This window comes from Ruegeria sp. AB6 (assembly GCF_056542685.1).
This window is the reverse complement of record NZ_JBQGAD010000004.1, coordinates 377,019-383,388: the sequence shown is the minus strand read 5'-3', so window position 1 is coordinate 383,388 and position 6,370 is coordinate 377,019. Positions and strand designations below refer to the sequence as shown.

Annotated in this window: 6 protein-coding genes; 1 reads left to right on the top strand and 5 read right to left on the bottom strand. The window is 58.8% G+C overall.

Going from position 1 to position 6,370, the window contains the following annotated elements; all coding sequences use genetic code 11:
- Nucleotides 1-91: 91 nt before the first annotated feature.
- The 5 genes from ACR0DB_RS11785 to glyA all read right to left on the bottom strand — a co-directional run bounded on the left by ACR0DB_RS11785 (nucleotide 92) and on the right by glyA (nucleotide 5,596).
- A complete protein-coding gene (locus ACR0DB_RS11785; RefSeq protein WP_480551048.1) occupies nucleotides 92-514 on the bottom strand; it encodes a universal stress protein in 423 nt (140 codons plus the stop codon).
- 78 nt (nucleotides 515-592) lie between these two features.
- Complete coding sequence (locus ACR0DB_RS11780) at nucleotides 593-1,966, bottom strand: alanine/glycine:cation symporter family protein (protein WP_170680932.1); 1,374 nt, start codon at nucleotides 1,964-1,966, stop codon at nucleotides 593-595.
- Between the two features lie 24 nt (nucleotides 1,967-1,990).
- The gene (gene lipA, locus ACR0DB_RS11775; RefSeq protein ID WP_480551045.1) at nucleotides 1,991-2,935 is read right to left on the bottom strand and encodes a lipoyl synthase; all 945 of its coding nucleotides are present in this window, start codon (nucleotides 2,933-2,935) and stop codon (nucleotides 1,991-1,993) included.
- Nucleotides 2,936-2,949: 14 nt separating this feature from the next.
- Nucleotides 2,950-4,332: a dihydrolipoyl dehydrogenase gene (gene lpdA, locus ACR0DB_RS11770; protein ID WP_480551043.1), complete on the bottom strand. Its 1,383-nt coding sequence runs from the start codon at nucleotides 4,330-4,332 to the stop codon at nucleotides 2,950-2,952.
- 10 nt (nucleotides 4,333-4,342) lie between these two features.
- A complete protein-coding gene (gene glyA / locus ACR0DB_RS11765) occupies nucleotides 4,343-5,596 on the bottom strand; it encodes a serine hydroxymethyltransferase (protein WP_480551041.1) in 1,254 nt (417 codons plus the stop codon).
- Between the two features lie 145 nt (nucleotides 5,597-5,741).
- On the opposite strand from glyA, the gene ACR0DB_RS11760 reads away from it, so the two are divergent.
- Nucleotides 5,742-6,368 carry a helix-turn-helix domain-containing protein gene (locus ACR0DB_RS11760; protein WP_170771603.1) on the top strand — a complete coding sequence of 209 codons (627 nt, stop codon included), beginning with the start codon at nucleotides 5,742-5,744 and terminating at the stop codon, nucleotides 6,366-6,368.
- Nucleotides 6,369-6,370 lie beyond the last annotated feature (2 nt).

The window sequence follows — 6,370 nt, the reverse complement described above, 5'->3', positions numbered from 1 at the left end:
CCCAGCAAAATCAACCATCTTCCCGCCCAACTCAACATGCAAGTCATACAAAGGCGTGCGCCGCGGTAATGTCATATCTATAACCTTTCAATTAGCGGGATTGGTCGCGAACGACCATGACAGTGCAGTGCGCATTCCGCACCACCCGCGCCAAGTTCGGGCCAATTTCATAATTCGGGAAATCGCCCTTGGTGGAGGCCATGACAATCAGGTCAAACCCCTCTTTATAGGCGAGTTTCAGAATTTCACGGTAGACGCTGCCTTCTTCGATGTGGATCGCCACATCGGAGGCATCGCCGTGATTCAGAATGGCCTGGACCGCGTTGCGCACATGATCCTTGGCACCAGCACCATAGTTCGCAGGTAGGTTCGGCAATTGAATTATCTCGGGGATGACGGAAACCGCGTGCAGTTCGGCGCCGTAGAATTTCGCTTGTTCCAACGCGACCGGCAGAGCCAGTTTCCAGGAACGGTCATCCGTATGATCAATCGGCAGCAGGATTTTCTTGGCCATCACGTCTCTCCTCGAGATATGGAATTCTGTTTCAAAGGCGGGGGGCCGGGTTGGCCCCCCGTTTTGGTCGGGCCGAACCTATTCGGCGGGTTTTGCCTCCGGCTCTTCGGACTGACCACCCGAGGCGAAGAACTCTTTCGTCAGTTTGAAGACGATCGGGCTCAACAGGGCCAGGGCGATCAGGTTCGGGATAGCCATCATGGCGTTCAACGTGTCCGCCAGCAGCCAGATGAAGCCCAGATCCGCAGTTGCGCCGAAGTAGATCATGACGATCCACAGGACGCGGTAGGGCATCAGGGATTTCACACCCAGCAGGAACTCGACACATTTTTCGCCATAGAAGGACCAGCCAAGGATAGTAGTGAAGGCAAAGATCGACAGGGCAATGGCGATCAAATACCCACCGATACCCGGCAGCGACAGTTCGAACGCATGGCTGGTCAGCGCCGCACCGGATTCACCGGATGTCCAAGCACCCGACGCGATGATTGCCAGACCGGTGATCGAGCAGACGATAATGGTATCGATGAACGTACCCAGCATCGCGATCAGGCCCTGGTTTACCGGACCTTTGGTCTCGGCAGCGGCGTGCGCAATCGGGGCGGAACCCAAACCCGCTTCGTTCGAAAACACACCACGTGCCACACCAAAGCGGATGGCGGCCCAGACGGCTGCGCCCGCGAACCCACCTTCGGCGGCGGACGGGGTGAATGCGTAGGTGAAGACGAGGGACAGCGCATGTCCGATGTTGCCGATGTTGATCAGCAGAACCAGCAGGCCCGCGATGATATAGGCAACAGCCATGAACGGAACCAGCTTGCCCGCGACAGCACCGATGCGCGTGATTCCGCCCAGGATAACAGCTGCGGTCAAGACCATCAGAACAACGCCGGTGACCGAAGTATTCAGGCCGAAATTGGCCTCCAACACCTGAGCAACACCATTTGCCTGTACGCCGTTGCCGATACCGAAAGCTGCGACCGCGCCGAACAGGGCAAAAGCTACACCCAGCCAGGCCCACTTCGCGCCGAGGCCGTTCTTGATGTAGTACATCGGGCCGCCGACATAGTTACCCAGCTCGTCTTTCTCACGATATTTCACCGCGCAGACGGCTTCAGCATATTTGGTGGCCATGCCCACCAGGGCGGTCATCCACATCCAGAACAAAGCACCCGGACCGCCCAGGAAGACAGCAGTGGCCACACCAGCGATGTTGCCCGTACCGATAGTTGCCGACAGCGAGGTCATCAGCGCGTTGAACGGGCTGATCTGCCCCTCGCCCTGCCCTTCGCGGCCTTTGAACAGCAGGCTGAAGCCTGTGCCAATGCGCAGGATCGGCATGAATTTCAGCCCGACCTGCAGGAAGAAGCCGACGCCGAGGATAAGAACCAGCATCAGCGGTCCCCAAACGACGCCATTGATGGCCCCTACGATTGAATTTAACGCTTCCATGGTATTCCTCCCTAGTGCGTCTGGTTATGCCCCGGCAGCAATCGCCCGCTGGCGAGCTTGCTTGAGGGCGGCAAAATCTTCGTCCGCGTGGAACGACGAACGGGTCAGCGGTGTGGCCGACACGTGCAGAAAGCCCTTGGAGCGCGCGATCTGCTCCAGCTGGGTGAACTCTTCCGGTGCCCAGAACCGGTCGATCGGATGGTGTTTCGGGGTCGGTTGCAGATATTGCCCAACCGTCAGGAAATCGACCTGTGCCGCGCGCAGGTCGTCCATCACCTGCCGCACGTCATCCAGGCTTTCCCCCAGCCCGACCATCAGACCGGATTTGGTGAAAATCTCGGGATTGGCGCGTTTGGCGTCGTCCAGCAGGCGCAGCGAAGTATAGTAGCGTGCGCCGGGACGAACCGTCGGGTAGAGATGCGGGACCGTTTCAAGATTGTGGTTGAACACATCCGGCGCACTTTCGAAGACGGCCTCCGCCGCGCCGCCCTTGCCCAGAAAGTCGGGGGTCAGGACCTCTACCGTGGTGCCGGGGTTTTGATGACGCACGGCGCGGATGGTCTGTGCGATATGTTCGGCCCCGCCATCAGTCAGATCGTCACGGTCCACGGATGTGATCACCACATGGCGCAGGCCCAGCTTTTTGACTGCCGTCGCGACGCGGCCCGGCTCGAACACATCGAGCGCATCCGGGCGTCCGGTTGCGACGTTGCAGAAGGAACAACCGCGGGTGCAGACCTCGCCCATGATCATCATGGTGGCGTGACGTTTGGACCAGCATTCGCCGATATTCGGGCAGGCGGCTTCTTCGCAGACAGTTGCCAGATCGTGATCGCGCATCAGGCGGCGAGTCTCATAGTACTCGGCGCTTTCGATCTTTTTCCGGCGTATCCACTTGGGCTTGCGCGGGATCACGCTGTCGGCCTTTTTGGCCTTTTCCGGGTGGCGAGGGCGAAGCTGGATGGTCATCTGGCTGAACTTCCTTAGGCGTGGATCGCGCGACCCATGGCGTCGAGGCAGGCTTCTTTCACCGCCTCTCCCATGGCTGGATGTGCGTGGCAGGTCGCGGCAACATTGGCGACGGTGGCGCCTTTGGTCATCGCCAGAACGAGTTCTGCGATCAGATCGCCGCCATGGGCTCCGCAAATATGCGCGCCCAGAATTTTGCCGCTCGGGTCAGCCAGAACCTTTACCGCGCCGTCGGTTTCCCCGGTCGAACGCGCGCGCGAGTTGGCCATGAAGGCGAACTTGCCGACCGTGTAGTCGGTACCGGCCTCTTTCAGCGCCTCCTCGGTTGCGCCGACCGAGGCGACCTCGGGGTCGGTATACACAACACCCGGTACGGTGTTGTAGTCCACGTGAACATCCTGCCCGGCCAGCATCTCGACACAGGCGACGCCGTCCTCTTCGGCTTTGTGGGCCAGCATCGGGCCGAGGATGCAATCGCCTATGGCATAGATACCGGGCACCGAGGTGCGGAACTTCCCGTCAACCTGAACAAAGCCGCGCGGGTCAAGAGCTATCCCCAGATCTTCCAGCCCCAACCCGCGCGTAACGGGACGGCGGCCGACGGCGATCAGGACCTTGTCGGCCTCAATCACCTCTTCCTTGTCTTTGCCGACCCGATCCAGCGTAAGCGTTAATCCGGTTTCTGATTTGTCGATGGCCTTCAGCGCGCGCCCCAACTGGAATTTCAGCCCCCGTTTGGACAAGGCCCGTTGCGCCAGTTTCGCAATCTCGCCATCAATGCCGGGCAGCACGCGGTCGAGATATTCAACCACCGTAACCTTAGCGCCAAGACGCGCCCAGACCTGCCCCAGTTCCAGCCCGATCACGCCTGCGCCAATGACAACTAGATGATCCGGCACAGAGTCCAGCGCCAAGGCACCGGTCGAACTCAATACGTGCTGCTCATCAATCTCAATCCCGTTCAGCGGCGTCGGTTCGGACCCGGTGGCGATCAGGATGTTCTTGGCTTCATAGATATCATCGCCAACCTGCACCTGCCCGTCGGCGGGAATGCGTGCCCAGCCTTCGATCAGCTCAACGCCGTTTTTCTTGAACAGAAACCCAATGCCCTTGGTCAGATCACCCACGATCTTGTCCTTGCGCCCCATCATGGCGGGTACGTCGATGCTGGCCCCCTCGACCGCAATGCCATGGGAGGAGAGATGTGCAAGTTCGGCATATTTGGCCGAGGAGGTCAGCAACGCTTTGGAGGGGATACACCCAACATTCAAACAGGTACCACCCAGCGCCCCGCGCCCCTCGATGCAGGCCACTTTCATCCCCAATTGGGCGGCGCGAATGGCCGCGACATAGCCGCCCGGGCCGCCGCCAATGACGATCAGGTCATAAATGTTCATGGGTCGTCTCTCAGTAGATGGGGTGTTGTGCGCACAGGGCGCGGACCTGATCGCGGGTCCGTGTTTCAACGGTCGCATCGCCTTCGGGCGTCCGGACCAGCGCATCCAGAACATCGCCAATCAAGTGGCCGATCTGGCGGAATTCATCCGGCCCGAACCCACGGCTGCATCCGGCGGCAGTGCCCAAACGGATACCGCTGGTCACAGTTGGTTTTTCCGGGTCGCCGGGAACGCTGTTCTTATTGCAGGTAAAACCTGCACGCTCCAACGCGGCTTCGGCGTCTTTACCCTTCACCCCGATAGGGCGCAGATCGACCAGCATCAGGTGATTGTCCGTACCACCGGAAACGATGTCGCAACCGCGAGCCATCATCACTTGGGCAAGGGCCGAGGCGCTGTCGACAACCCGTTGCATATAGGTTGAGAATTCAGGTTTTAGTGCTTCGCCAAACGCGACGGCCTTGCCTGCGATCACGTGCATCAAAGGGCCTCCCTGAAGGCCCGGAAACACTGCCGAGTCCAGCTTTTTGGCCAGCGCCGCGTCATTGGTCAGGATGATGCCGCCGCGCGGACCACGCAGCGTCTTATGCGTAGTTGACGTCACCACATGGGCATGACCGACCGGCGAAGGGTGCAAGCCAGTTGCCACAAGCCCTGCAATGTGTGCCATATCGGCCAGCAACCAGGCCCCGACCTCGTCCGCGATCTGGCGGAATTGGGCGAAATCAATTGTCCGGGAATAGGCGGACGCACCTGCGATGATCAGTTTGGGTTTCTCGGCCCGCGCCAAAGACGCCACCTGATCATAGTCAATCAACCCCGCATCGGTCAGTCCGTACTGTACTGGCCGGAACCACTTGCCCGATTGCGCGGGTTTTGCACCATGAGTCAGATGGCCGCCAGCGTCCAACGACATTCCAAGGATCGTGTCACCGGGGCTGAGCAAAGCCAATTTGACAGCCCCGTTTGCCTGAGCACCTGAATGCGACTGCACATTGGCAAATTCGCAACCAAAAAGCTGTTTCAGCCGCTCGATTGCCTCGGCTTCAACCTCATCCACAAATTCGCACCCGCCATAGTAGCGGCGACCCGGATAGCCTTCGGCGTATTTGTTGGTCAGCACGGAACCTTGGGCCTCAATCACAGCCTGAGAGACGATGTTCTCTGACGCGATCAATTCAATTTGCTCAGCCTGCCGCTGGCTTTCGCGTGCGATCGACGCAGCGATAACCGGGTCTGCTGTATTGAGCGAAGTTTTGAACATTGTCTCCTCCCGTAGCATCGAATCCCATGTAAGAGATTTTGTTTCCTATAGTGGAATTTTATCTCTTAAAGCAACATTATTCTCAAAATTGTGAAGTTGTGCAGCTTGGGAAAACCGGCTAATCTTTGAAAAACAAGGAGAATACATGTCTGAAGATACCCCCGGCGATGTTTCCAATGCGGAAGAACATGACGATGGGGCCGCACTGGGCCGGTCCATTAGGGACGCGCGGCGTGCAAAAGGCTGGACTTTGGAAGAGGCCGGGCGGGCGGCGGGAATCGGGCGCTCGACACTCTCGAAGATCGAAAACAACCAGACCCGCCCCAGCTTTGACATCGTTCGACGGCTGACCCAGGCGCTGGATATGAGCACGCCGCAGTTATTCCTGCAATCGGGTCAAACAGGCATTTCGGGTCGGCGCGACTTCACCCCCAAAGGTCAGGGCGAAACGCGGGACACCCCCACATATCTGCACGAGCTATTGTGCCCTGAACTAACCAGCAAACGGATGCTGCCCTATATCGCCACAATCAAGGCCCGCGATGTCTCAGAGTTCGAGAACTGGATCAGACATAGCGGAGAAGAGTTCATGTACGTCATCAGTGGCGAATTGATCTTTGTGTCCGAACACTACCGCCCGCTTCCAATGAAAGCCGGTGACTCGCTTTACTACGACAGTGGAATGGGGCACGGCTGCATCTCGACCAGCAAGGAAGATGCAAAGGTGCTTTGGGTGTCTTTGGAAGGCTCTGCCGCGCAAAATCTCAGATGACG